At 71.3% G+C, this 21,741-nt stretch carries 24 protein-coding genes and 1 pseudogene; 16 read left to right on the top strand and 9 right to left on the bottom strand.

Annotation, left to right across the window (positions count from 1 at the left end):
- The first annotated feature begins 8 nt into the window (after positions 1-8).
- The 5 genes and pseudogenes from VSH64_RS28105 to VSH64_RS28085 all read left to right on the top strand — a co-directional run.
- Complete coding sequence (locus tag VSH64_RS28105) at positions 9-998, top strand: DUF3558 domain-containing protein (protein WP_326565723.1); 990 nt, start codon at positions 9-11, stop codon at positions 996-998.
- Positions 999-1,069: 71 nt separating this feature from the next.
- On the top strand, positions 1,070-2,071 hold the full coding sequence (dhaK, locus tag VSH64_RS28100) for a dihydroxyacetone kinase subunit DhaK (protein WP_326565722.1): 1,002 nt from the start codon (positions 1,070-1,072) through the stop codon (positions 2,069-2,071).
- On the top strand, positions 2,071-2,703 hold the full coding sequence (dhaL, locus tag VSH64_RS28095; protein ID WP_326565721.1) for a dihydroxyacetone kinase subunit DhaL: 633 nt from the start codon (positions 2,071-2,073) through the stop codon (positions 2,701-2,703). Before dhaK ends, dhaL begins: the two co-directional genes overlap by 1 nt.
- Positions 2,700-3,377 (top strand): dihydroxyacetone kinase phosphoryl donor subunit DhaM, encoded by a 678-nt coding sequence (gene dhaM, locus VSH64_RS28090; RefSeq protein WP_326565720.1) that lies wholly within the window; start codon positions 2,700-2,702, stop codon positions 3,375-3,377. The genes dhaL and dhaM overlap by 4 nt, the downstream gene beginning before the upstream one ends.
- Positions 3,378-3,647: 270 nt before the next feature.
- Positions 3,648-4,090, top strand: a pseudogene (locus VSH64_RS28085) (helix-turn-helix domain-containing protein); the annotation flags it as partial.
- Between the two features lie 399 nt (positions 4,091-4,489).
- On the opposite strand, the gene VSH64_RS28080 reads toward VSH64_RS28085, so the two are convergent.
- Entirely contained in the window at positions 4,490-4,669 is a 180-nt protein-coding gene (locus VSH64_RS28080) for a hypothetical protein (protein ID WP_326565719.1), read from the bottom strand.
- A 180-nt stretch (positions 4,670-4,849) separates the two neighbouring features.
- Here VSH64_RS28080 and VSH64_RS28075 point away from each other — a divergent pair, with 180 nt between their 5' ends.
- A complete protein-coding gene (locus tag VSH64_RS28075) occupies positions 4,850-5,674 on the top strand; it encodes a hypothetical protein (protein ID WP_326565718.1) in 825 nt (274 codons plus the stop codon).
- On the opposite strand, the gene VSH64_RS28070 is transcribed toward VSH64_RS28075, so the two are convergent.
- Complete coding sequence (locus tag VSH64_RS28070) at positions 5,655-6,140, bottom strand: Lrp/AsnC family transcriptional regulator (RefSeq protein ID WP_326565717.1); 486 nt, start codon at positions 6,138-6,140, stop codon at positions 5,655-5,657. The two genes, VSH64_RS28075 and VSH64_RS28070, sit on opposite strands and share 20 nt — an antisense overlap.
- A gap of 60 nt (positions 6,141-6,200) precedes the next feature.
- Here VSH64_RS28070 and VSH64_RS28065 point away from each other — a divergent pair, with 60 nt between their 5' ends.
- Positions 6,201-7,313: a trans-sulfuration enzyme family protein gene (locus VSH64_RS28065; protein ID WP_326565716.1), complete on the top strand. Its 1,113-nt coding sequence runs from the start codon at positions 6,201-6,203 to the stop codon at positions 7,311-7,313.
- 3 nt (positions 7,314-7,316) lie between these two features.
- Here VSH64_RS28065 and VSH64_RS28060 read toward each other — a convergent pair whose 3' ends face one another.
- The gene (locus tag VSH64_RS28060; RefSeq protein ID WP_326565715.1) at positions 7,317-7,523 is read right to left on the bottom strand and encodes an FmdB family zinc ribbon protein; all 207 of its coding nucleotides are present in this window, start codon (positions 7,521-7,523) and stop codon (positions 7,317-7,319) included.
- A 44-nt stretch (positions 7,524-7,567) separates the two neighbouring features.
- On the opposite strand from VSH64_RS28060, the gene VSH64_RS28055 reads away from it, so the two are divergent.
- Positions 7,568-8,692, top strand: coding sequence for an alkaline phosphatase family protein (locus VSH64_RS28055; protein ID WP_326565714.1), 1,125 nt, complete (start codon positions 7,568-7,570; stop codon positions 8,690-8,692).
- Positions 8,693-9,325: 633 nt separating this feature from the next.
- The gene (locus tag VSH64_RS28050; protein ID WP_326565713.1) at positions 9,326-9,631 is read left to right on the top strand and encodes a hypothetical protein; all 306 of its coding nucleotides are present in this window, start codon (positions 9,326-9,328) and stop codon (positions 9,629-9,631) included.
- A gap of 337 nt (positions 9,632-9,968) precedes the next feature.
- Here the strand turns inward: VSH64_RS28050 and VSH64_RS28045 are convergent, their stop codons facing one another.
- Positions 9,969-10,478 (bottom strand): GNAT family N-acetyltransferase, encoded by a 510-nt coding sequence (locus tag VSH64_RS28045; RefSeq protein ID WP_326565712.1) that lies wholly within the window; start codon positions 10,476-10,478, stop codon positions 9,969-9,971.
- Between the two features lie 39 nt (positions 10,479-10,517).
- Here VSH64_RS28045 and VSH64_RS28040 point away from each other — a divergent pair, with 39 nt between their 5' ends.
- Positions 10,518-11,246 (top strand): alpha/beta fold hydrolase, encoded by a 729-nt coding sequence (locus VSH64_RS28040; RefSeq protein WP_326565711.1) that lies wholly within the window; start codon positions 10,518-10,520, stop codon positions 11,244-11,246.
- Here VSH64_RS28040 and VSH64_RS28035 read toward each other — a convergent pair.
- Entirely contained in the window at positions 11,243-12,073 is an 831-nt protein-coding gene (locus VSH64_RS28035) for a phosphotransferase (protein WP_326565710.1), read from the bottom strand. The two genes, VSH64_RS28040 and VSH64_RS28035, sit on opposite strands and share 4 nt — an antisense overlap.
- Positions 12,074-12,210: 137 nt before the next feature.
- Here VSH64_RS28035 and ctaD point away from each other — a divergent pair, with 137 nt between their 5' ends.
- From ctaD to VSH64_RS28015, 4 genes are all read left to right on the top strand, one after another.
- Positions 12,211-13,983 (top strand): aa3-type cytochrome oxidase subunit I, encoded by a 1,773-nt coding sequence (gene ctaD, locus VSH64_RS28030; protein WP_326565709.1) that lies wholly within the window; start codon positions 12,211-12,213, stop codon positions 13,981-13,983.
- A gap of 126 nt (positions 13,984-14,109) precedes the next feature.
- The gene (gene serB, locus VSH64_RS28025; RefSeq protein ID WP_326565708.1) at positions 14,110-15,339 is read left to right on the top strand and encodes a phosphoserine phosphatase SerB; all 1,230 of its coding nucleotides are present in this window, start codon (positions 14,110-14,112) and stop codon (positions 15,337-15,339) included.
- Positions 15,336-16,103, top strand: a complete 768-nt coding sequence (locus VSH64_RS28020) for a peptidyl-tRNA hydrolase (RefSeq protein WP_326565707.1) — start codon at positions 15,336-15,338, stop codon at positions 16,101-16,103. The genes serB and VSH64_RS28020 overlap by 4 nt, the downstream gene beginning before the upstream one ends.
- A 122-nt stretch (positions 16,104-16,225) precedes the next feature.
- Positions 16,226-16,630: an OsmC family protein gene (locus VSH64_RS28015; protein ID WP_326565706.1), complete on the top strand. Its 405-nt coding sequence runs from the start codon at positions 16,226-16,228 to the stop codon at positions 16,628-16,630.
- 52 nt (positions 16,631-16,682) lie between these two features.
- On the opposite strand, the gene VSH64_RS28010 is transcribed toward VSH64_RS28015, so the two are convergent.
- The 3 genes from VSH64_RS28010 to VSH64_RS28000 form a co-directional block, all read right to left on the bottom strand.
- Positions 16,683-17,015, bottom strand: a complete 333-nt coding sequence (locus VSH64_RS28010) for a hypothetical protein (RefSeq protein WP_326565705.1) — start codon at positions 17,013-17,015, stop codon at positions 16,683-16,685.
- A gap of 58 nt (positions 17,016-17,073) precedes the next feature.
- Complete coding sequence (locus VSH64_RS28005; protein ID WP_326565704.1) at positions 17,074-19,125, bottom strand: ATP-dependent DNA helicase; 2,052 nt, start codon at positions 19,123-19,125, stop codon at positions 17,074-17,076.
- An 81-nt stretch (positions 19,126-19,206) separates the two neighbouring features.
- Positions 19,207-19,797 carry a biotin transporter BioY gene (locus tag VSH64_RS28000; protein ID WP_326565703.1) on the bottom strand — a complete coding sequence of 197 codons (591 nt, stop codon included), beginning with the start codon at positions 19,795-19,797 and terminating at the stop codon, positions 19,207-19,209.
- 178 nt (positions 19,798-19,975) lie between these two features.
- Between VSH64_RS28000 and VSH64_RS27995 the strand changes: the two genes are divergently transcribed.
- Together VSH64_RS27995 and VSH64_RS27990 are read left to right on the top strand one after the other, a co-directional pair.
- Positions 19,976-20,647: a hypothetical protein gene (locus VSH64_RS27995; protein ID WP_326565702.1), complete on the top strand. Its 672-nt coding sequence runs from the start codon at positions 19,976-19,978 to the stop codon at positions 20,645-20,647.
- Positions 20,648-20,670: 23 nt separating this feature from the next.
- The gene (locus VSH64_RS27990; RefSeq protein ID WP_326565701.1) at positions 20,671-21,132 is read left to right on the top strand and encodes a GNAT family N-acetyltransferase; all 462 of its coding nucleotides are present in this window, start codon (positions 20,671-20,673) and stop codon (positions 21,130-21,132) included.
- A 21-nt stretch (positions 21,133-21,153) separates the two neighbouring features.
- Here the strand turns inward: VSH64_RS27990 and VSH64_RS27985 are convergent, their stop codons facing one another.
- Positions 21,154-21,735, bottom strand: a complete 582-nt coding sequence (locus tag VSH64_RS27985) for an isochorismatase family protein (protein WP_326565700.1) — start codon at positions 21,733-21,735, stop codon at positions 21,154-21,156.
- Between the last annotated feature and the right edge of the window lie 6 nt (positions 21,736-21,741).

The raw sequence follows: 21,741 nt of genomic DNA, 5'->3' as shown, positions 1-21,741 counted from the left end.
TGCACCGCGTGGTGCACGATCTCAAGCGCAGTCGGCTCGCGAAGCTGTTTCCCCTGGTGGTGGCCGGTGTTCTGGCCGTGACCGCCTGTGGTGGCCCGCAGCTGGGCAAGGAAAACTTCCCCCGCACCACCGTTCCCGCCGCGAGCGGGGACGGTGGCAGCGGGCCGATCACCGACGCCGCGGTCTCGGCGGACGCGCTGCGCCAGGTGCTGCCGTGCCAGTTCCTGGACAACACCACGCTCTCGGCGCTGGGCGCGCCCGAGGGTGAGCCCACGGCGTCGAGCGTGCGGTACGACGAGTGCAGCGCCAAGGTGCGCGACGCGGGTGGCAAGGAACTTTCCGTCGATGTGCAACTCGGCACGATCGTGCTGTTCGCGGCGGACAAGACCACCGGCCAGGTCGGTGGCCTGCCGCAGGTCGAGGTGCCGGACACCACGGGCGGTTCGTGTGAGGTCAGCGCGCTCACCTCGCGGGATCCCAGCCTGGGCGTGGCGTTCGAGATCGACTACCCCGGTGGCGACCCGTGCCGTGCCGGGCGCACGTTGCTCGCGCCGGCCGTGGACAAATTGCACAACTCGCCGCAGAAGTACCCGGACGTCAAGGGATCCACGCTCACGGCCGACGCGTGCGCGGTGCTCGACCAGTCTGCCGTGGACGCCGCGGAGAAGGGCGCGAAGGGCGGCGCGACCGGGCTGCACAGCTGCCAGTGGGGCAACAACCCGAACATCACCGTGATGTTCTTCCCGGCCCTTCCGCCGCTGGAAGGCGACGGCTGGCTGAAGGCCGACGTCGGCGGCGCCAACCAGGCGTACGCGAAGAAGGGCACGGCGGGCACGGACTGCAAGGTCGAGTGGCAGCACCGGCCGTGGCAGGGCGACCACGGGGAATTGGTCCAGGTGGGCTACACCGACTACGACCTGAAGCCGGGCGCCGGTGACCCCTGTGCCACGGCGACCACGCTGGCGAAAAGCGTGGCGGGCAAATTGCCGCGGCCCTGAAGCTTGGCGGCGGCCCGGTGTCGGCGGCTAGGTTGGGGGAACCCACCACGCCGACGTGTCGGAGGCCAGCCATGAAGAAGATCATCAACGATCCGGCGACCGTGGTCGCGGAGTCCTTGAGAGGCCTCGCCGTCGCCCACGCCGACATCCTCCGTGTCCGCGACGATCCGGCGGTGGTGGTGCGAGCCGATGCCCCGGTGGCGCGCAAGGTCGCCGTGATCTCCGGCGGCGGCGCGGGCCACGAGCCGCTGCACGGCGGGTTCGTGGGCCGCGGCATGCTCGACGCCGCCGTGCCCGGCGCGGTGTTCACGTCGCCGACGCCGGACGCCGTGCAGGCCGCGGTCGCGGCGACGACCGGTCCGGCTGGCGCGCTGCTGATCGTGAAGAACTACACCGGTGACGTGCTGAACTTCGAGACCGCCGCCGAGCTGGCCGCGGCCGAGGACCTCGACGTGCGCAGCGTGGTGATCGACGACGACGTCGCGGTGAAGGACTCCACGTTCACCGCCGGCCGTCGTGGCGTCGGCGGCACGGTGCTGCTGGAGAAGATCGTGGGCGCGGCCGCGGAGCGCGGGGACTCGCTCGACGCGGTGGAAGCGTTGGCGCGCAAGATCGTCGCGCAGGTGCGCTCGATCGGTGTGGCGCTCACGGCGCCGACCGTGCCGCACGTCGGCGAGCCGAGTTTCGACCTGGGGCCGGACGAGATCGAGTTCGGCATCGGCATCCACGGCGAGCCGGGCCGCGAGCGCATCCCGGCCGAGCCCGCCGACGCGCTGGTGGCCCGGATGGTCGAGGCGATCGTGTCCGACCTGCCCTACGAGGCGGGCGACAAGGTGCTGCTGTTCACGAACTCGATGGGCGCCACGCCGTTGCTGGAGCTCTACCTCGCCCACGGCATCGCCGAGCGGCTGCTGGCCGAGCGTGGGATCGTGGTCGAGCGCAGGCTGGTCGGCCCGTACATCACGAGCCTCGAGATGCAGGGCATGAGCCTGACGCTGCTCAAGCTGGACGACGAGATGACCGAGCTGTGGGACGCGCCGGTGTGGACGCCCGCGCTGCGGTGGGGGATCTGATGGGTTGTTCTTCCGAAGGAGTCGCGGCGGCGCTGCGGGCGGCGGCCGAGACCGTCGCCGAGCACCGCGGCGAGCTCGTGGAGCTCGACCGCGCGATCGGCGACGGCGACCACGGCGAAAACCTCAGCCGCGGCTTCACCGCCATCGTCTCCGCGCTGGAGACCGAGGTGCCGGCCACTCCGTCGGCCGTGGCGAAACTCGCGGCGACCACGCTGATCTCGAAGGTCGGCGGGGCCGCGGGACCCCTGTACGGCACCGCTTTCCTGCGCGCGTCGACCCGGCTGGGCGACGCGGCGGAGGTTGACGTCCCCTTGCTGGTTTCCGCTCTCGAGGCCGCCTTGGAAGGCGTACAGGCCCGCGGCAAGGCCGTGGCCGGTGACGCCACGATGGTCGACGCCCTGATCCCCGCTGTCGCGGCGGCTTCGGCGGCTGCAGGTTCGGCGGACGCTTCGGTCGCCTCGGTCCTGGCGGCCGCCGCTTCGGCGGCCGATGCCGGCGCCGAGTCCACAGTGGATTTGGTGCCCCGCAAGGGCCGTGCGTCCTATCTGGGCGAACGCGCGGTGGGCCACCTGGACCCCGGCGCCCGCTCGACCGCTCTGCTGCTGCACGCTTTCGCGGAGGCCGCCCGGTGACCGTGGGGATCGTGCTCGTCTCGCACAGCGCCAAACTCGCCGACGGCCTCGCCGACCTGGCCGCCCAAATGGCCCCCGACGTCCGCATCATCGCCGCCGGCGGCCTCCCCGACGACGGCGGCCTCGGCACCGACTACGACGAAGTCGTGGCCGCCACCCAACGCGCCGACTCCGGCGACGGCGTCGTACTGCTGTACGACCTCGGCAGCGCGCAGATGACGGCGGAGCTGGCGGTGGAGTCCCTGTCCGGCGGCCTCGCGGCGGTGGTCGCCGACGGGCCGTTGGTGGAGGGGGCCATCGCCGCGGCCGTGGCCGCGCAGAGCGGTGCGGATCGCGCCGCCGTCTCGGCGGCCGCCGCGGAGGCAGGGCTCGCGCCGGACCTGGCGGCGGTTTCTGCCCCGGGCGACGGGGCCCAGGAAAAGGAGCTCACGCTCGCCAACGAGGTCGGCCTGCACGCCCGCCCGGCGGCGGTTCTGGTGCGGAGCTTGGCCGCCTTGGAGGCGGAGGTGACGGTGCGGCTGGGGGAGCAGGAGGCTGACGCGCACAGCGTTTTGGCGTTGATGTCGCTGGGAGCTCGGCAGGGTGACCACATCGTGGTGCGGGCGAAGGGGCCGCAGGCTTCGGATGCGCTTGCGAAGGTGACGTCTTTGGTGGAGTCGAATTTCGGGGAGTGATCGGCCTTCGCTCCGGGCGGGGATGCGCGTGGTGGCATGGCGCGACCCTGCCCGGGTGACGGCTGATGGGTCGCCGCTTCTGATGCCGCCGCCCTCGTGGCGGGTCAGGCGGGAGTCTTCGCTTGTCTCGTCCGGGTGGCGCGGGACTGCCGGGGTCAGGAACGGTGCTGGATCGCCCGTCGTGCGCGCGCCCGAAGACGCCAAGCGCACTCGGCCAAGCGTCTCAACCTCACCGAGCAGGCGCGTTCGGCAGGGCCGGTAGGCGTCATAGGTGACGAGGTCGCCGATGGCCGTCCTGGTCGGCAGTGGCGTCTTGACCTGGCCGATCGTGTGCTGCTGGTGGCGGCGTACTGGCGGACGAACCTGACGATGCGCCAGATCGGGCCATTGTTCGGAGTGTCGCATTCCCCGGCGCACCGGGTGATCGACACGATCGGCCCGCTGCTGGCGCTGGCCCCGGTCCGCGCACAGCGGATCGACTCGGTCGCGATCGTGGACGGCACCCTGGTGCCGACGCGGCATCATCGGCTGGCACGCCGGTGAAGAACTACCGGTACTCGGCAACCGTGCAGATCGCGATCGACGCCGACACCCGGTTGGTGATCGCCACCGGCGACGCGCATCCGGGCAACCGCAACGACTGCACCGTCTACCGCGACTCCGGCATCGAGCAGGACCTGAAAAGGCGTTCGGTGATGGCCGACGGCGGCTACCTGACCCGCAACACCAGGCCCACCAACCACAAGATCAATTACGAGACATTCCTTAGGGGCGCGCCCATGCCCAGTCTATCGGCCACCCCCGACAAAATCGGTGGGCGAACGGCAGATCGCCTCAGTTGTCCACAACTCGGCATACCTGTGGACAACTGAGGCAATCCCGCCGCCACGAGCCGGAAACCGCGGATGCGGCGGCCCGGGCGGAGCTTGATCCAACGGTGAGAACGTCGCCACCCAACCGACGGTGCAACGGCCGAGCCCGTACTGACCCGACATCGTGGCCCTGTAAAAGAAAGCGCAGCCACTCACCAGGCGGCAGCGGAACACCGCCACCCACCGATCGCGAACTTCGTTACTTCACCACCGAAATCCACGAAGATCACCCACCGAAACTCACGAAGCCAGCGCGATTCCCAACCAGATCGCCCCGATCACCGCCGCGCCGCAGAGGGCGGCGAGGAGCAGCAGGACGGTGCTGAGCTGGCCCGGCTGCTTGGGCAGGCGGAAGGGTTCCGTTGGCGGGCCCCAGTAATCCTGGGAATTCTGTGCGGCCGGTCCGGTCGTGCTCGTCATGGCGCTGCCTCCGTCCCTCGACCGGTGAATCCTTTGTGGTCCGGACGTCGGGCCGTTCGCGGGTTCCGTTACCGGAATCGTCGGGCGGGTTTTTGACCGATTCCCGATCGAGAGAAAACGTCGCCGTCGGTATCCAAGCTGTTCTCCGGAGTTGTCGGACCCCCGCGCTACCCTCGCGCCGTGAACCTCCCCACCGCCAACGGTGTTCCCCTCACCGCGCTCGCGCCGTACGCGCGCACCACCGTGCGCCTGCACCCCGCGGCCGGCGAACCCACTGCCCGCGAAAGCCACGTCGGCGGCCCGCTTCTGTGGCCCGCCGGCGAATCCTGGCCGACCTGCCCGGTCACCTGGCCGCCGCAAGTCGAAGCCACCGACGACGGCTGGACGGGTGGCCATCCCGACGACGAGCCGGTGCCGTCGATGATCGGGGCCGCGCAGTTCTTCAAAGAGGACTTCCCGGAGCTGCCGTTCCCCGAGGGCACCGACGTCGCCCAGGTGCTGCTCTGTCCGACCCACCACGAAGGCCGCCATGTCTTCGGTCCGGCCATCCGCGTGGTCTGGCGTGATTCGGCCGCCGTCACCGATCTCGCCGAAGTGCCGGAGCCGCCGGAAGTAGCGGACGACGAGCTGTTGCCCGAACCACGAACCCTGCGGCCCTGTCGCTTCGACGAGTTCCCCGGCCTCGACGAGTTCTCGAAAGAACAGCGAACCGAGCTGGACCTGCCCGCCCTTCGCGACGACGTGGAGTACGAGCTCGGCCAGTTCTCCAAGATCGCCGGCTGGACGGCCTGGTACGCGGGCAGTCCGTGGGAGCTCGACTGCCGAGAGTGCGGCGCCCGTCTCCAGCAGGCGATCGCGCTCGCCACGCAGGAGGACGAGATGCCGTGCGGCTGCGACGTCGAGGACGACGAGGAGGCCGGCTGGGAGATCGGTCGGCAGGGCTCGCTGAACGTCTTCCTCTGCCCCACCGACCCGACCCACCCCGTCAAGGTGCGGATCGAGTAGGCGGCAGCAGCGGCCCGCCGCTCCAGTGCTGGAAGACCAGGTTCGTGTGCACCCGCGCCACCTCGTCGCGGGCGGTCAGTTCGTCGAGCACGAGCCGCTGGAGCTCGGCGGCGGAGCTGGTGGCCACGTGGGCGAGGAAGTCGTCCGGGCCGGTGAGGTGGTACACGGCGCGGACTTCGGGCAGGGCGAGCAGGTCGGACACGAACGGGTCCACCAGCTCGCGCCGGTGGGGCCGGACCTGCACGAACAGGAACGCCTCCAGCGGCCGCCCGAGCTTGGCGGCGTCCACGGAGGCGTGCTGGCCCGTGATCACGCCCGTGGAGCGCAGGCGCGCCACGCGGTCGAGGCAGGTGGACGGCGCGATGCCCACGGCGGCGGCGAGGTCCTTGTTCGACGTCCGGGCATCATTCTGCAGCAGCCGCAGAATCTGGAGGTCCACCGTACTCAGTTCGACCGATTCAGTCATGCCGCGAATGATATCCGAAACTATTGCCGTCAAACCGCACGATGACCGACGCTCAGCATCATGACGAACGCGCTGCGCACCCGAGCCGTCCACGCCGGCCGCGACGACCTCACCGACCTGGGCCTGCACGCCGTACCGCTGGACTTCTCCACGACGTACCCCTCACGCGACAGCGCGGCCGAGGCGCTGCGCATCGACGAGTTCGGCGCGGGCGGCGAGGTCAGCGGGATCTACGGCCGCGTGAGCAACTCGACGGTCGAGCGGTTCGAGAAGGCGCTCGCGGAGCTGGAGGGGTTCGAGCACGCGGTGGCGTTCGCGAGCGGCATGGCGGCGGTGTCGGCGTGCCTGCTTTCCGCGGTGGCACAGGGGAAGCGGCACGTCGTGGGCGTGCGGCCGCTGTACGGGTCGACCGATCACCTGCTCACGGCCGGCCTGCTCGGCACCGAGGTCACCTGGGCGGCGCCCGGCGAGGTCGCGTCCGTGATCCGGGCGGACACCGGGCTGGTGTTCGTCGAGACGCCCGCCAACCCCACGCTCAGCGAGCTCGACATCGCCGCTCTCGTCGACGCGTGCGGTGAAGTGCCCGTGCTCGTCGACAATACCTTCGCCACGCCCGTGCTGCAGCGCCCCGGCCGCCACGGCGCGCGCCTCGTGTTGCACAGCGCCACGAAGTTCCTCGGCGGCCACGGCGACGTGATGGGTGGCATCGTCGCGTGTGACGCGGAGGAAGCCGCGCGGCTGCGCGGAATCCGCTTCGCCACGGGCGGGGTGCTGCACCCCCTGGCGGGATACCTGTTGCTGCGCGGGCTTTCCACGCTCCCGCTGCGCGTCACGGCGGCTTCGGCGACCGCGGCCGTGCTCGCCGAACGCCTTGCGCAACACGACGCCGTGCGCGCTGTGCACTATCCGAAGCTCGGCGGGCCGCTCGTCGCGTTCGAGGTGGCCGGTGATCCGCACGCGCTGATCGGCGCGGTGCGGCTGATCACGCCGGCCGTGAGCCTCGGCAGCGTGGACACGCTCATCCAGCACCCGGCGTCGCTCACGCACCGGGTGGTCGCCGAGAGCGACCGCGAGGAAGCCGGCATCACCCACGGGCTGATCCGGCTTTCGGCCGGGCTCGAGGACGTCGAGGACCTCTGGCACGACCTCGACCAGGCGTTGAAGGCCTGCTGACGCTCAGCCGCAGCACCCGCCGCCGCAGCAGCCCCCGCCGCCGGCGGGCGCGGGGGTCGCGGCGGCGCCGGTGAGGGCGACGGTGGTCAGCAGTTTCACGGTGTCGGTGTGCCCCTCGGGACACGGCGCCGGCGCGCCGGATTCGCTCATCGGCCGTTGTAGCTCGAACGTGTCGGTGCAGTCGCGGCAGCGGTAGGCGTAAGTGGGCATGTGTCGATTATCGCTGCCGCGACACCGGGTGGGAAGCTGTCGGCGTGGACGTTCCCCAGATCACGGACCTCCCGCACCTCGGCCAGGTCGTCCCGGCGCTGCTGGGCGCACTCGGCGTGCCGGGCGAGTCGGGTTCGCTGGCGTTGCCCGAGGCGCGCAGCGCGTGCGTGCTGCTCGTCGACGGCCTCGGCTGGCAGCTGCTGGCCGAACACGCCGCCGACGCGCCCGTGCTCACCGAACTCGCGAAGAGCCCGCTGCGCGTCGGCTTCCCGTCGACCACGGCGGCCGGCGTGGCCGCGATCGGCACCGGCTTGGCGTCGGGGGAGCACGGCATGGTCGGGTACACGTTCGAGGTGCCGGGCGCCGGCGTGCTCAACGCCCTGCGCTGGCGCTCCCACGAAGACGGCAGCGACCTGCGCGGCGCGCTGCCGCCCCGCGAGGTGCAGCCGCTGCCGACCACGTTCGAACGCGCGGCCGCCGCCGGCCTCGACACCGCCGTGGTGTCCTCCGCTCACTTCGCCGACACCGCCCTGACCCGCGCCACCCAGAGCGGCGCGCGCTACGCCGGCGTCCACGCCCTGGGCGACCTCGCCGCCCGCACGCTGGACGTGCTGGCGTCCCCGTCGTTCGTCTACGCCTACCACAGCGAACTCGACCTGCTCGGCCACCTCTACGGCCCCGGCTCCACCGCCTGGCGCATGCAACTGCGTCACGTCGACCGCCTCGTGGAGTCCCTTGTGGACGGTCTCCCGCCGGGCGCCCTGCTGGCCGTGGTGGCCGACCACGGCATGGTGACCGTCGACGACAAACTCGACCTCGAGGACACCCCCGCCCTTCTTGAGGGCGTCCGCGCCTTCGGCGGCGAAGTCCGCGCCCGCCACGTCTACACCGAACCCGGCGCGGCCCCCGACGTGCTCGCCGCCTGGCAGTCCGTGCTCGGCCCCCGGGCCTGGGTCCTGCCCCGCGACGAGGCCATCACGCGCGGCTGGTTCGGCCCCACCGTGAGCGACCGCGTGCGCCCCCGCATCGGCGACGTCGTCGCCGCGGCCCAGGGCACGTTCGGCATGGTCCGCGGCCTGGCCGAGGCGGTGGAGACGTCGCTGATCGGTCAGCACGGGTCGTTGACGGAGGCGGAGCAGTTGGTGCCGTTGGCTCTCGCGCAGGGCTGAGGGCTTCGCGGGGTTGCGGCACGGGGTTGCTGTTGCGGTTTATGCACGCTGGTGAGTGGCCCGCGGTGCTTCGTTGATGGGGCTGGCAAGCACGCGTCCGGCCGATGGTTGTGGCTGGTCCGCACGGTTTGTCGGTGTCCTCGGCCCACTCGAGTAGTGCTTTGGGCGGTCGCGGTGCGTCGGGTCGGACTCGGCGCGGCCGGGCGGGGTCAGCGCCAGGTCGGTGTTCCTCAACGGCAGGTCCCGGGCCGGCCCGAGCGAACCGGGCCCGACCCCAGATGCCGACCGCGATCGGTGCATGGCTTGTCAGTGCGCGCGGCCGACTTGCGGCCTGCGCGAGTGGGGTAGGCGCGGCATCGACTCGGGCTCGTGCCACCGAACAACACCCACGCTGATCGGCGTCGGCCTACTGCGGGCCGGGGTCGGGCAGCGTTGCCTCGCGGCGGGCCGGGTGTCCGGAGCACTCGGAAGGGATCGCGCCCGGCGCCCACGTGCCGCCGCGACCGGATCGGTCACGAGGATTGGGCGGCGGACGCGCTTACGTCGCGAATCGTGCCGATCGCGACCGGTTCGACGGTGGTGAGGCGGACCAGGCTCTGCGCCTCCTCGATCACTCCGGTTACGGTGTTTCCTGTGCCCCGACACAATCGCCCCGGCCGGGATCGGCGTGGGGGCGGCGAGCAGCCCGACCTCGGCGCGGTCAGTGGCTGGGCGCATGCCGAGTCCGGGCCCGACGGCGACTGGCTCGTGCGCACCGTTTCCGGCTCGCACGCCACCAAGACCTACCGCTGCCCCGGCTGCGACCACGAGATCCGCCCCGGTACGCCCCACGTGGTGGTGTGGCCCGCCGACGAAACCGGTTCCGTCGCCGACCGCCGCCACTGGCACCGCACCTGCTGGGACGCGCGTGCTCGGCGTCGGCCGAACAAGCGCTGGTAGTCCAGCGCGAATTGGCGGCGAGCTTGCCGGAACCGGTGTCGCCGAGACACCGACCGCCGGCTGCCTAGTCGCCGCGGGCATGTGGCAGTCGCCGGTAGTACTGACCGCCTCGCCACCGGTGTCGCAGGTGCGAGGGTGCCTGACCGCCGCAGGCATTGGCGCCCGCTGGTAGCGCCGATAGCCGGTGCCACCGACCGTCAAGCCGCCACGGCATCGGCAGCCGCCGGCACCGCCGCCAATCGCGAAGCAACCGCCGGTATCGCCGACGGGCGCCGCTGCCAACTGCCAAGCCGTCACCGGCAACCACCAGCAGCATCAGTTGACCGCAACACCCGCCTCACCGCCGAAAATGTCGCGAAACCGCCCCCTCGTAAACCTCCTCCTCAAACCTCGTGAACCCCAGCCTCTCCACCACCCGCAACGACGGCCCATTGGTCACGTTCACACTGATCACCACCGGAATCTCCGGCAGCTCCCGCTCCGCCCACTCCACGGCGGCCCCCGCGGCCTCCGCCGCGTAACCGCGCCCCCAGGCGGCCGGGGCGAAGCGGTACGCCAGGTTCAGCACCCGGGCACCCCGGAACAGCCGCAGCCGCACGCCGGTGAGGCCCAGTACCGAGGAGTGGCCGTGTTCGCGAACCGCGCAATAGCCGTAGCCGTGTTCGGTCCAGTGGGCCAGCCAGGAGTCGAAGAGGATCTGGCCGGCCGAGTCGTCGGGTGGGGATGGGTGGAAGAGGTTGGTGGCGGGGTCCGTCTGGATGGCCACGACGGCGGCGCGGTCGGCCTCCGTGAAGGGGCGGAGCACCAGCCGCGCGGTCCGGATCTCCCGGAAGGTCTCCCTCAGCACCCCCACACGCTAGCCACCGGGTCCGACAGAATCTTGCCCATGACCGAACTGCCGCTCGTCCTGCTGCACGCCTTTCCGCTCGACGCCCGCATGTGGGACCCCGTCCGCGCGCCCCTGGCCGAGCGCCTGCGGCTGATCACGCCGGACCAGCGCGGGCTCGGCCGCAGTCCGCTGCCGGAGACGGACCGGGAGCCGAGTCTGGAGGACGCCGCGCGGGATGTGGTGGCGCTGCTCGACCGGCTCGAGCTGGAGGAAGTGGTGGTGGGCGGTTGTTCGATGGGCGGGTACCTCGCGCTTCAGGTGCTGAAGATCGCCCCGGAACGCGTCGCCGGGCTCGTGCTGATCGACACCAAAGCCACCGCCGACACGCCCGAAGCGGCGGAAAACCGCCTGAAGGTGGCCGAACGCGTGGAGGCCGAGGGGGTGAAGGGCTGGCTGGCCGACGCGAACCTGCCCAATCTCCTGGCCAACGAGGAACCCGCCGACCGCGTCCGCGAGCTCATCGACGCCCAGCCGCCGGCCGGGGTCGCGTGGGCGGCGCGCGCGATGCGTACCCGGCCCGATTCGCTCGACCTGCTGCGCGAAACCGACGTGCCCGGGCTCGTGATCGTGGGGGAGGAGGACAAGCTCACGCCGGTCGAGGAGGCGGGGAAGATGGTGGCCGCGCTCGACGAGGCCACGCTCGTGGTGCTGCCCGGCGCCGGGCACCTCACGCCGCTGGAGGACCCGGCGGGCGTCGTGGAGGCGATCCTCGGCTGGTACGCCTAGAAGTACTCCGCCAGCGCCGCGCGCGCCTCGCCCAGCCGGGCGGGGAAGCGCACCGCGAGCAGGTACCGCCACACCACCACGAACAGCTCGCGCAACCGTGAGCACACCTCGAACTCGGCCTCGTCGAAACCGGCGGCGGGATAGGCCGCGAGGAACTCGGGCCCGCCCTGCTTCGCCAGGATCGCGAGGTCCCACGCGAGCGGCCCGCGCCAGGTGTCCTCGAAGTCCAGCCAGCACGGCCCGGCCGCGGTCGCGATCACGTTGTTCGGGTGCGCGTCGCCGTGCAGGGCCTGGACGGGCGAGCCGGGCAGTGCGGCCGCGAGTCGCAAAGCCTCGGCTCGCAAGGCGGGCGCCGCACCGTCCATTGCGGTCCCGTGGCGGTCGAGCGCGCCGAGGAGCTCGTCGACGGGGCCGCGCAGGGGAAGTTCACCCGGATAGGCAAGCAGTGCCGCGTGGACGGTCGCGAGTGAACTCGCGACTTCTCCCGGGCTGTGCCGATGGTCCGGATCGTGCGGTGTCCAGTGCCAGAGCGTCACCGGCAGCCCGCCGGCGAAATGGGGCCCGGCCGGGGGATCCGTGGTGGGTGAGACGACGAGCACACCACTCTGCGTGAGGTGCCGGGAAACGGCGACGTCGCGCTCGAGCCAGGCCGTCGCGTCAGGCCGCAGCAGGCGGGTCGTGCCGGGCACGCGCGCGACCACGGAACCCAGTCTCACCAGCACATTCGAGCGTTCGTGGAGGACCTCGGCCGACCCCGTCGCGAGGCCGTGGCGGCGGGCCACCACGAGGGCCGCGTCGAGCGCGGAAGCCGTGTACGGGTCGGCCATGCGGTGATCTAACCAGCCGGTGCGAGCGACGGTGGGTAGCGAGGGCTACGATCCCCCTAGCCGTCGGATCGGGCCTGTCCCGACCCCCCGGCGACCCGGATGATGACCACCACAAGGTTTCAGTGTTGGAGGCAGGAGTGACGGCCGTAGCCCCCAAACCGATCGCGACGCGCCCATACCCCGCGCGCGAGACGGTTAAGGGTTCGTACCTGCTGCGGTTGTTCCGCACGACGGACCACAAGCAGATCGGCATCATGTACCTGGTCACCTCGTTCGCCTTCTTCATGGCGGGCGGAGCGATGGCCATGCTGATCCGCACGGAGCTGGCCCGCCCGGGCCAGCAGTTCCTGTCGCAGGAGCAGTACAACCAGCTCTTCACGATGCACGGCACGGTGATGCTGCTGCTGTACGCGACCCCGATCCTCTTCGGGTTCGCGAACTTCGTGCTGCCGCTGCAGATCGGTTCGCCCGACGTCGCGTTCCCGCGGCTCAACGCGTTCTCGTACTGGCTTTACCTGTTCGGCGGACTGATCGTCCTTTCCGGATTCCTGACGCCGGGTGGCGCCGCCGACTTCGGCTGGTTCGCCTACACCCCGCTGTCGGACGCGATCCACTCGCCGGGCGTCGGCGCCGACCTCTGGATCTCGGGCCTGATCGTCTCCGGTCTGGGCACGATCCTCGGTGCGGTCAACATGGTCACCACGGTGGTCTGTCTCCGCGCGCCGGGCATGACGATGTACCGGATGCCCATCTTCACCTGGAACATCCTGGTCACGAGCATCCTGATCCTGCTCGCGTTCCCGATCCTCACCGCGGCCCTGTTCGGCCTGCTGGCGGACCGGCATCTGGGAGCGCACGTATTCGACCCGGCCAATGGCGGGGTGATCCTCTGGCAACACCTGTTCTGGTTCTTCGGTCACCCAGAGGTGTACATCGTCGCCCTACCGTTCTTCGGGATCGTGTCGGAGATCTTCCCGGTCTTCAGCCGCAAGCCGGTGTTCGGTTACAAGGGCCTGGTCTTCGCGACGCTGGCGATCGCGGCCCTGTCCGTGGCCGTGTGGGCGCACCACATGTACGCCACCGGCGCCGTGCTGCTGCCGTTCTTCTCCTTCATGACGTTCCTCATCGCGGTCCCGACCGGCGTGAAGTTCTTCAACTGGATCGGCACGATGTGGAAGGGCCAGCTGTCCTTCGAGACGCCGATGATCTTCTCGATGGGCTTCATCGTCACGTTCCTCTTCGGTGGCCTCACCGGCATCCTGCTGGCCGCGCCGGCCATCGACTTCCACGTGTCGGACAGCTACTTCGTGGTCGCGCACTTCCACTACGTGCTCTACGGCACGATCGTGTTCGCCACCTTCGCCGGCATCTACTTCTGGTTCCCGAAGATCACGGGCCGGATGATGGATGAGAAGCTCGGCAAGTGGCACTTCTGGACCACGTTCATCGGGTTCCACGGCACGTTCCTGGTGCAGCACTGGCTCGGCGCGGAGGGCATGCCCCGCCGCTACGCCGACTACCTGGCCTCCGACGGGTTCACCACGCTGAACACGATCTCCACGATCGGCGCGTACATCCTCGGGGCGTCCACGCTGCCGTTCATCTGGAACGTGTTCAAGAGCTACCGCTACGGCGAGATCGTGACCGTCGACGACCCGTGGGGCTACGGCAACTCCCTGGAGTGGGCCACGTCCTGCCCGCCGCCGCGGCACAACTTCACCGAGCTGCCCCGCATCCGCTCCGAGCGCCCGGCGTTCGAGCTGCACTACCCGCACATGGTGGAGCGCATGCACGCCGAAGGCGAGATCGGCTTCTTCGGCAAGCCGCGCCACCAGGCCGCGCCGTCGCAGAAACTGGTCGACGCGACCATGCCGGGTGACCACAGCAAGGACAACGCGGGCGAGCAGTAATCCGCGCTTGAACCACGAGGGCGCGTGCCCGGCTTGTGTGAAGCCGGGCACGCGCCCTTTTTCACGCCCGGTCTTCCGCGCAAGACTGAGCGTGCTCGCACAGCGTCGAACGAGGGATTGAGCCCAGTGACCCAGACTCCCGTCCTGATCACCACGACCGGTCCCGACAAGCCCGGGGTGTCCTCGGTGTTGTTCGCCGTGCTCACCCGCCACGACGTCGACGTGCTCGACGTCGAGCAGGTCGTGATCCGCGGACAGCTCGTGCTGGGGGTGCTCGCGGGCGTCTACCGCGACCCGGAGGGCCTGCAGGAGTACGTGGAGCAGGCGATGGCGACCGTCGGCATGCAGGTGGACGTGAAGATCGGCGACGCGATCGGCGCCGACCCGTTCGCGCTCGGCCGGCAGGGCTCCACCCACGTGCTGGTGATGCTCGGCCGCCCGGTCACCGCACGGGCGTTCTCCGAGATCGCGGCCCGGCTGGCCGCGCTCGGCGCGAACATCGACTCGATCCGCAGCGTGGCCGACTACCCGGTGACCGGGCTCGAGCTGTACGTGTCCGTGCGCGAGGACACCGAGGCCGCCGACGCCGAATTGCGGTCGGAGCTGGCCGACGCCGCCTCCAGCGCCGCCGTGGACGTCGCGGTGGAGCGCGCCGGCATCAGCCGCCGGGCGAAGCGGCTGGTGGTGTTCGACGTCGACTCCACGCTGGTGCAGGGTGAGGTCATCGAGATGCTCGGCGCGTACGCCGGCGTGGAGCCGCAGGTCCGCGAGATCACCGAGGCCGCGATGCGCGGCGAGCTGAACTTCACCGAGTCGCTCGAACGCCGGGTGTCGCTGCTGGCCGGGCTGCCCGCGACGGTGCTCGACGAGGTCGCGGCCTCGATCGAGCTCACGCCGGGCGCGCGCACGACCGTGCGCACGCTCAAGCGCATGGGTTTCCGCTGCGGCGTCGTCTCGGGCGGGTTCACGCAGGTCATCGACCACCTGGTGGACGAGCTCGGCCTCGACTTCGCGGCGGCCAACGAGCTGGAGATCGTGGACGGCAAGCTCACCGGCCGGGTGATCGGTGAGGTCGTGGACCGCGCGGGCAAGGCGAAGGCGCTTCGCCGCTTCGCCGACGACTACGGCATCCCCCTGGGCCAGTGCGTGGCCGTGGGCGACGGGGCGAACGACATCGACATGCTGTCCGCGGCCGGCATGGGCGTGGCGTTCAACGCGAAGCCGGCGCTGCGCGAGGTCGCCGACACCGCGCTTTCGCACCCCTACCTCGACGCGGTGCTCTTCGTCCTCGGCGTCACGCGCGGCGAGGTGGAAGCCGCCGACGCGGCCGACGGACTGGAGCTGGTCCGCCCGTGAGCCACGTGCTGGAGCCGCTGGGCAGCCGCTACGCCTACTGGCTGGGGCTGCCCGCGGAGGACACGTCCGACACCTCGGACGAAGACCCGGCCCAGGTGCGCGCGATGCCCGTGATCCTGCGCATCGAACGCGCCGAGCCGCCCGGGCGCACCCCGCTGCTCGAGGCGGCCGCCGCGGCGGCGCTGGCCGTGTGCCTGGACGAGCGCACCGAGCCCGGTGGTGAGTGGGCCGAGCCGATGCACGCGTGGCTCGACAACCGCATCCGCAAGGTCGCGCGGCGGGCCAGGGGCACGCACTGGCAGGCCGTGCTCGACCTGCCGGGCATCACCGTGGAGGTCGACGGCGCCGAGGCCAGGGCACTCCTGCCGGGGCTCGTGAGCGAAACGCCGAAAGAGGTGTCGCGCCTGCAGATCTCCGGCAGCGAGCTGCCGCCTGACACCCCGGGTCCGGCGCCCGAGGGCGTGCCGCTGCTGCTGCTCAACCCGGAGGTGCCGATGACCGTCGGCAAGGCCTCGGCGCAGGTCGGCCACGGCACGATGATCCTGGCCTCCCTGCTGTCCGACACCGAGCTGGCGGCGTGGGCGGCGCAGGACTACCGCGTGGCCGTGCGCACGCCGTCACCCGCGCGCTGGAAGGAGCTGTGCCCCGTGGACGACCCCGAGGCCGGCTGGCGCGAGGACCGCGTGATCGCCGTGCGCGACGCGGGCTTCACCGAGGTCGATCCGGGAACGATCACGGTGCTGGCGCAGTACCCGGCGGCTTAGCGTCCGTATCGCAGTGTCGGGTGTCCGTGGTCCCCGGTGGCGCAGTGCCGTGCGTCGCTGTGCGGAACACCGGTGTGCCGCTTGCGGTTTTGCTCAGTAGACAACATCGGGAGGAGCGGGCCATGACCCTGGAAGTGCAGCGCGAAGGTGAGCACGATTTCGTGGGGCGCAACGAGCGCGGCGCGCAAGTGCGCATCGGGCGCAGGGGCGCGGAAGGCTCGTTCTCGCCGGCCGAGCTGCTGCAGATCGCGGCAGCGGGATGCTCGGCGGTGACGGCGGAGAACCTGATCACGCGCCGCGTGGGTGAAGACTCGAAGTTCAGCGTGAGCGTGACGGCCGACCGCCGTGAAGGCGCTTCGGAGCTCGACGGTGTGCACATGGCTTTCGACGTCGACGTGTCTTCGCTCGACGCGGCCCAGCGCGAGGCCCTGGCCACGGCCGTGGATCGCGCGATCGATCGCTTGTGCACGGTGAGCCGCACGTTGAAGAAGGCCATCCCGGTCACGGAGACGTTCCCGACCGCCTGATCATGCTTGAGGCGGGCCCGGTGGATCCGGGCCCGCTCAGCTGTCTTCGGTGCTAGCTCTGCCAGACCACGTACGCCTGATCGGCGTCCGTGGTCATCGCTTCGACGAACTTGTCGTTGTCGAAGCCGGGCAGGGACTGCAGGCGCTCGATGAGGGCGTCCGCCGCCGGGTCACCACTGGGCACCGCGGTGCCCGTGCCGTCGGACCCGACGAGCATGAAGAACACGTCCTCGTTCCACGGGCCGTCGGGGATGACTCTGACCATCACGGACTGCAGCTCCGTCCACGTGACGGCTTCTTCGCTGCCATCGGCGAGACGGCGCCGCACCCCGGTGTCGTCGACACTGACGGTCCGGGATCGTGCGCTGGACGGATCCTGGGTCAACCGGTGCTCCCTGTCGTGTTCGTTCTCATCACCGTACCTGCCCCGCTTGTGCCCGCCGTCACGCGGGCGCGGCCGCGTCGAGCCGCTTCAGCGCTTCGCGGGCGACCTGGGGATCCGTGGTGGGCCAGAAGGGCGGCAGCGAGGCGCGCACGAAGCCGGCGTAACGCGCGGTCGCCAGGCGCGAATCCAGCACCGCGACCACGCCGCGGTCGGTGATCGAGCGGTGCAGCCGGCCCGTGCCCTGTGCCAGCAGCAGTGCCGCGTGGGTGGCCGCGACCGTGAGGAACCCGTTGCCACCACGGGCTTCCACCGCGCGCTGGCGCGCCGAGAGCACCGGGTCGTCGGGCCGCGGGAACGGGATCCGGTCCACCACCACGAGCTGCAGCGACGGACCCGGCACGTCGACGCCCTGCCACAGCGTGAGCGTGCCGAACAGGCACGTGCGCGGCTCGTCGGTGAACTGGCGCACCAGCGTGGGCATCGAGTCGTCGCCCTGGCACAGGATCGGGTAGTCGAGCCGCTCGCGCATGGCTTCGGCGGCCTGCTTGGCCGCACGCATCGACGAGAACAACCCCAGCGTGCGCCCGCCCGCGGCCTCGATCAGGCCGGCCAGCTCGTCCATTGTGGACTCGGCCAGCCCGTCGCGGCCCGGCGGCGGCAGGTGCTTGGCCAGGTACAGGATCCCGTTGCGCCGGTGGTCGAAGGGCGAGCCGACGTCGAGGCCGGTCCACTTCGGTCCCTTGTCCTCGTCGGCCGGCGCTTCCTTGTCCGTGGCCGCGCCGGGCGCCTTCGTGACGCGCGCGCCACCCGGCGGCAGGCCCCACTGGCGGGCCATCGTGTCGAACTCGCCGCCGAGGGTCAGGGTGGCCGAAGTGAGCACGGTGGTGTTGAGGTTGAACACGCGCTCGCGCAGCAGCCCCGCCACGCCCAGCGGCGCCACCTTCAGCGCCGGCGGCCGCGGGTTCGTGGAGTAGCGGTCGCCCGTGAGCCACACGACGTCGCGCTGGTGGGCCAGATCCTCGTCGTACGCGTCGAGCAGCCGGGCCGCGGTGTCGTGCACCTCTTCGAGCAGCGAACGCGCCAGCTTGCGCGCGGTGGCGCCTTCGACGTCTTCCTTGCGGTCGGAACCGAGCGACGTGAGGCAGGCCTTCGCGGCATCGCGCACCGCGGGAATCGCGCCTTTCAGCGCCTGCGGCAGCGAATCCAGCCGCCCGGCGGGCAGGTCGTCGAGGATCAGGGCCAGGCCGTCGCCGGCTTCGAGCAGCCGGTCGGCCACGTCGGCGTCGATCAGCCGCCCGCTGCGGCGCGCGGCCGAGGCCACCATGGCGCTGGTGAGCTCGCCGGTGGCGACGGACGTGACGCGGTCGACCAGGTCGTGGGCCTCGTCGATGATCACGAGGTCGTGGTCGGGCAGCACCTGGTAGCCCTGCAACGCGTCGATGGCCAGCAGCGCGTGGTTGGTCACGACCACGTCGGCGCGGCCGGCCTCGGCCCGCGCGCGTTCGGCGAAGCAATCGGTGCCGATCGGGCAGCGCGCCGCGCCGAGACATTCCTTGGCGGTGACGGAAACCTGGCGCCACGCCTGGTCGGACACGCCCGGCACGAGCTCGTCGCGGTCACCGGTCTCGGTGTCGGACGACCACTCGTGCAGCCGCGTGACCTCCTTGCCCAGCCGGGAAACCGCGAACGGGTCGAACAGCTGCGCGTCTTCCGGCTCGTCGGGCGCGCCCGTGTCGAGCCGGTGCAGGCACAGGTAGTTGCGGCGGCCCTTGAGGATCGCGAAGGTCGGTTCGCGGCCCAGCGGCTTCTTCAACGCCTTCGCCAGGCGCGGCAGGTCGCGGTCGACGAGCTGGCGCTGCAGCGCGATCGTGGCGGTGGAAACCACCACGGTGGCTTCCTTCTCCACCGCGTGGCGGATCGCGGGCACGAGGTACGCGAGTGATTTACCGGTGCCGGTGCCCGCCTGCACGGCGAGGTGTTCACCGGTGCGGATCGCGTGGCCGACGGCGTCGGCCATCTTCACCTGGCCCGGCCGCTCGGCTCCGCCCACGGACTCCACTGCGTGGGTGAGGAGTTCGAGGACACCGGGGAAATCTGTTCGAGCGGGCACAGCGACACACGATAGCCGCCGGGGCCGACAGGTTCGGTGATCCGGCACGAACGGGCCGTTCGTGCCGGACCACCGGAGTGCTCAGTCTTCCTTGTGCAGCCGGGCCACCGCGGCCCACGCCAGCGGCAGGACACCCGCCGCCACCACGATCTTCAGCGCGTCGCCGATCAGGAACGGCACCACGCCCTTCGCGAACGCGGTGGAGAAATCGAAGCCTGCCGCGGCCATCAGCCACGGCACGCCGAACGCGTAGATCACCACGTTGCCGGCGATCATGGTGCCCACCGTGCGCAGCGGCGTGCGGTCACCGCCGCGCTTGGCGAGCGCGCCCACGAGGGCGCCGGCGAAGACGAACCCGACGATGTAGCCGGCCGAAGCGCCGGACAGCCCCGAAGTCGCGCCCTGGAACCACGGCACGCCGGCCGCGCCCACGAGCAGGTACAGCAGCATCGAGGCGGCGCCGCGGCGCATGCCGAGCGAGGCGCCCACGAGCAGCGCGGCGAACGTCTGGCCGGTCATCGGCACCGGGCTGCCCGGAACGGGGATCACGAGCTGCGCGGCCGCGCCCGTGAGCAGGGCGCCACCGGCGACCAGCGTCAGGTCGCGCACGAGGGCGCCGGGCACGAGGTCGGCCAGCACCTGGCGGCGGCCGGCGAGGGACAGCGACGACAAGGAGACCTCCTGTGATCGGAAACGGACTTCCGAGGAGGTTAACGCTCGTTACCCCCGGTTTCCCGCACAAGTTGCGTTCCTCACCACACCACTCGTCCGGGTGGTGTAGGGGTTGTGACGTTTCATCGGGGTGCCCCGCTGCCGAGGATGCAACCACAGGTCGAAGGGAGCACGGGCGATGCGCGGACGGATCTTGGTCACGGCGACGGCACTGCTGGGAGCGGCCGCCGCCGGCGTACCGGCCCCGGCGCTGGCCGACGCGCCCACCTCCACCGGCTGGGGCTCCTCGGGCAGCGTCGACGTGCTCGTGGACAACCAGCACGTGGTCACCGGCGAACTCGCCCGCTGCGACGCCGACGGCCCCACCACCGTCCGCACCGAGGGCGGCGCCACGGGCGACGTCGCGGAGTTCGGCCTCGGCGGCACCACCTGCGGCCGCACCGGCCCCACCGCCACGGTCACCGCCGGCGGCCAGCGCTTCGCCGCCAACGTGCTCAAGCGCTGGGGCGGCCCGGCGATCACCGTGCGCACCTTCTCGGCCGGCTGCTCGACGACGAAGAACGGCAGCACCGGCACCGTCTCCATCGGCGAGGTCGGCGGCTTCACCGTGCCGTCCTCGATCCCGGCGAACTACCGCGTGCTGATCCTGGGCGGCGAGGCCGGCACCGCGCTGGCCGCGGTCACGATCAACGAGACCGTGACCCCGCAACCCGCCGACGGCAGCCTGGTGACGCACGCGGTGCACATCCAGCTCTTCCCCCAGGGCGGCCCGGCCAGCGGCGACATCTACCTGGGCACGGCGGCGTGCAACCCGTTCGGCAAGGGCGGGGCGCCGCAGCCGCCGGCTTGAGGCGAGAGCGCCAGAATCACGGGGTGCCGACCCTCGAGATCCGCCCCGCGCGTGCCGCCGAGTTCGAGGCCGTCGCCGAGTTGCGCTGGCGTTGGGTCGCGGAGCGCGACGGCTTGCCCGATGCCGAGCGGCCCGCGTTCGTGCGGGAGTTCGCCGAGTGGGCGCGGGAGAACGCGGCCACGCACCGGTGCCTGGTCGCGGTGCGCGCGGAGCAGGTGGTCGGGATGGCGTTCCTCGTGGTCACCAGCCGCGTGCCATCACCGCTGGTGTTCGCGCGGGCCTCCGGCGACCTGCAGTGCGTGTACGTGGTGCCGGAGGCGCGCGACGACGGAGTCGGGGGCCGGCTCATCCGGGCCACCCTGAAGCTGGCCGGCGAGCTCGGCCTGGAGCGGGTCACCGTGCACTCGTCGGAGCGCGCCGTGCCGGCGTACGAGCGGCACGGGTTCGCGGTGTCACCCCTGTTGCTGCAGGCGAAGCGACCGTAGCGGCCGCTTCGCCCGGTCCACTCAGGACGCGGCCGGCGGAACCACCGCGGTACCGCTGTACGTGACCCCGGCCTTGTCGAAGTCGGCCAGCGTCGCGTCCACCGTGGGCTGCGAGCCGCCGACCGTGAGGTCCAGCAGGACGTTCACGGAGAAGCCCGCCTGGGCCGCGTCGAGTGCCGTGGCGCGGACGCAGAAGTCCGTGGCGATGCCGACGACGTCGACGGCCGTGACGTCGTGGGAGCGCAGCCAGTCGGCCAGCGGGTGGCCGTCGCCGGACTTGCCCTCGAAGCCGGAGTAGGCGGCGGTGTATTCGCCCTTCGAGAACACGGCCGTGATGGGCACGATGTCGAGCGACGGGTGGAACGACGCGCCCGCGGTGCCGGCGACGCAGTGGCGCGGCCAGCTCGTGGAGAAGTTCGGCGTGTCGCTGAAGTGGTCGCCCGGGTCGATGTGGTGGTCGCGGGTGGCGACGACGTGGTCGTAGCCCCCTTCGGCGGCGTGGCGGGAGATGGCTTCCGCCGCGGCCGCGCCGCCGGGCAGGCCCAGCGAGCCGCCCTCGCAGAAGTCGTTCTGCACGTCCACCACGATCAGCGCGGTTCCCATGTGTCG

Origin of the sequence: Amycolatopsis rhabdoformis, assembly GCF_035918295.1 — a bacterium.
In the GTDB taxonomy this organism is placed as follows: Bacteria; Actinomycetota; Actinomycetes; order Mycobacteriales; family Pseudonocardiaceae; genus Amycolatopsis; species Amycolatopsis rhabdoformis.
The sequence above is the reverse complement of the archived record's forward strand: the minus strand, read 5'-3'. Positions and strand labels throughout refer to the sequence as shown.